This is a genomic window from Vibrio sp. 970, assembly GCF_033339075.1.
The window spans coordinates 1-513 of record NZ_JAWOTW010000837.1 but is presented as its reverse complement, the minus strand read 5'-3'; the positions used below and the strand labels follow the sequence as shown (position 1 = coordinate 513).

The 513-nt window shown below is 45.4% G+C and carries 1 protein-coding gene; it reads left to right on the top strand.

Annotated features, from left to right (window positions below; genetic code table 11):
• The coding region (locus R7Q11_RS29470) for a helicase-related protein (RefSeq protein ID WP_263857239.1) at positions 1 to 513 on the top strand (513 nt) is incomplete at both ends.

Sequence of the window (513 nt, the reverse complement as noted above, 5' to 3'; positions counted from 1 at the left end):
AATCCGATATTCGCCGAGTGATCCACTTTGATCTGCCTAAATCCATTGAAAACTATGCCCAGGAAATAGGTCGAGCAGGACGAGATGGACAACGCTCTGAATGCATTCTGCTTGGCAATACTTCTGGGCTAACTGTATTAGAAAACTTTGTGTTTGGCGACACGCCTGAGCGCTCTTCGATTAGTTATGTATTGGGTCAAATCAAAGAGCACCAACCTCAGTGGGAAGTCGTGCCACTACGTTTGTCTCGCGAGAGCAATATCCGCCAGTTACCACTCAAGACGCTGTTGGTGTATTTAGAGCTTGCGAAAGTGATCGAAGCTAAGTTTAGCTACTTTGCCGAATATCGATTCAAATTCCTACAAGATCAGCAATTTATCGTTAACCAATTCCAAGGAGAACGACGCGAGTTTGTAGAAGCCATTTTCACTTGTTCAACCAAAGCGAAAGTATGGTGCCAAGTCGATCTCGATGCTCTTTGGATGCACTATCACTCGGAACGTAGCCGCGTTG